This is a genomic window from Rhizobacter sp. P2_H2 (assembly GCF_056403375.1).
Genome location: NZ_JBFUFP010000921.1, coordinates 1 through 2,197 on the forward strand (window position 1 = coordinate 1; position 2,197 = coordinate 2,197).

General features: G+C 65.4%; 3 protein-coding genes. All 3 read left to right on the top strand.

Annotated elements, in window-relative coordinates; translation table 11 throughout:
- A partial coding sequence (locus tag AC1D15_RS28250; protein WP_477828622.1) for an arsenate reductase/protein-tyrosine-phosphatase family protein occupies positions 1-214 on the top strand: 214 nt, incomplete at its 5' end.
- 191 nt (positions 215-405) lie between these two features.
- Complete coding sequence (locus AC1D15_RS28255; protein ID WP_047502971.1) at positions 406-942, top strand: Fe-S cluster assembly transcription factor; 537 nt, start codon at positions 406-408, stop codon at positions 940-942.
- A gap of 53 nt (positions 943-995) precedes the next feature.
- The coding region (locus AC1D15_RS28260; protein ID WP_477828623.1) for an IscS subfamily cysteine desulfurase at positions 996-2,197 on the top strand (1,202 nt) is incomplete at its 3' end.

The following is a 2,197-nucleotide window of genomic DNA, read 5'->3' on the forward strand; positions in this document are numbered from 1 at the left end:
GGACTGGGACAACCTCGCCGAGCTGGAGGAGCGCTGCCCGCCGCAGCACCGCACCAAGCTGGGGCGGCTGACGCAGCATGGCGTGCGCTTCTCGAGCCCGGTCGTGCCCGACCCCTACCAGGGCGGGCCGGAGGGGTTCGACCACGTGCTCGACCTGGTCGAGGACGCCTGCGACGGGCTGGTCCGGCACCTGTCATTGCCGCGCCCCGAATAGCCCCATGCGCGCTACGGAACTTTCAGGTCCATTGCCGACCAAAAAACTAGGTTTCATCTATACTTGAGTAATCCTCTCGGGATCAACCGAGGGTTACCCCGGGGAAGGCAAGCGGGGACTCGACAAGCGTGAAATCGCCCTCATCTGCTTCGTTGACATTGTTGGCCGCCCAATCGGCTTAGGAGAATTTCATGCGTCTGACCACCAAAGGCCGTTTTGCAGTGACCGCGATGATCGACCTGGCTCTGCGTGAGCATTCGGGCCCCGTCGCGCTGGCCGCGATCAGCGCCCGCCAGCAGATCTCGCTGTCCTACCTCGAGCAGCTGTTCGGCAAGCTGCGCCGCCATGGGCTCGTCGAGAGCACCCGCGGCCCCGGCGGTGGTTATTCGCTGGGTCGCAAGTCCGAGGAAGTCACCGTCGCCGACATCATCGTGGCGGTCGACGAACCGATCGATGCCACCGGTTGCGCCGGCAAGGAAAACTGCATGGGCGAGGACACCGGCCGTTGCATGACGCACGACCTGTGGGCCAGCCTGAACTCCAAGATGATCGAGTACCTCGATTCGATCTCGCTGCGCAAGCTGGTCGACGAGCAACTGGCCAAGGGCATCTCGATCGAGGAACAACCGGTCAAGCGCGCGATCTCGACGCAGCCGGTCGTCAAGCCGATCAAGATCACCGCCCCGAATTCGGTCTTCGCCCTCGGCGGCGCCGCGTTCTCGAAGTAAGGCCTCTCCACCAACCCTTCGCTGCCTCTTTGCCGTAGCTGACTCCCATGGACATGACCCCCCACTTCCCGATCTACATGGACTACGGCGCGACGACGCCGGTGGACCAGCGCGTGGTCGACGCGATGATCCCGTGGTTGCGCGAGCATTTCGGCAACCCGGCGTCACGCAGCCATGCGTGGGGGTGGGAGGCGGAAGCGGCGGTCGAGAAGGCGCGCGAGCAGGTCGCGGCGCTGGTGGGCGCCGATCCGCGCGAGATCGTCTGGACCTCGGGTGCGACCGAATCCATCAACCTGGCGCTGAAGGGTGCCGCGCAGTTCTACAAGACGCGCGGCAAGCACCTGATCACGCTGAAGACCGAGCACAAGGCCGTGCTCGACACGATGCGCGAGCTGGAGCGCCAGGGCTTCGAGGTGACCTACCTCGACGTGCAGGAAGACGGCCTGCTCGACCTCGACAAGCTGAAGGCGGCGATGCGCCCCGACACCATCCTGGTCTCGGTGCTGTTCGTCAACAACGAGATCGGCGTGATCCAGGACATCCCGGCGATCGGCGCGATGTGCCGCGAGCGCGGCATCATCTTCCACGTCGATGCGGCGCAGGCCACCGGCAAGGTGGAGATCGACCTGGCCGCGCTGCCGGTCGACCTGATGAGCCTGGCCTCGCACAAGACCTACGGCCCGAAGGGCATCGGCGCGCTGTACGTGCGCCGCAAGCCGCGTGTGCGCATCGAGGCGCAGATGCACGGTGGCGGCCACGAGCGCGGCATGCGCTCGGGCACGCTCGCGACGCACCAGATCGTCGGCATGGGCGAGGCTTACCGCATCGCGCGCGCCGAGATGGGTGCCGACAACGAGCGCATCCGCATGCTGCAGCAGCGGCTGATCAACGGCCTGAAGGACATCGAGCAGACCTTCCTGAACGGCCACGCCGAGCGGCGCGTGCCGCACAACGTGAACATGTCGTTCAACTTCGTCGAAGGCGAATCGTTGATCATGGGCATCAAGGGCATCGCGGTGTCGTCGGGCTCGGCCTGCACCTCCGCGAGCCTGGAGCCGAGCTATGTGCTGCGCGCGCTCGGCCGAAGCGACGAACTCGCGCACTCCAGCCTGCGCATGACGATCGGCCGCTTCACGACGACCGAGGAAATCGACTACGTGGTCACGACGCTGAAGGATCGCGTCGCGAAGCTGCGCGAACTCTCGCCGCTGTGGGAGATGTTCAAGGACGGCATCGACATCAGCACGATTCAGTG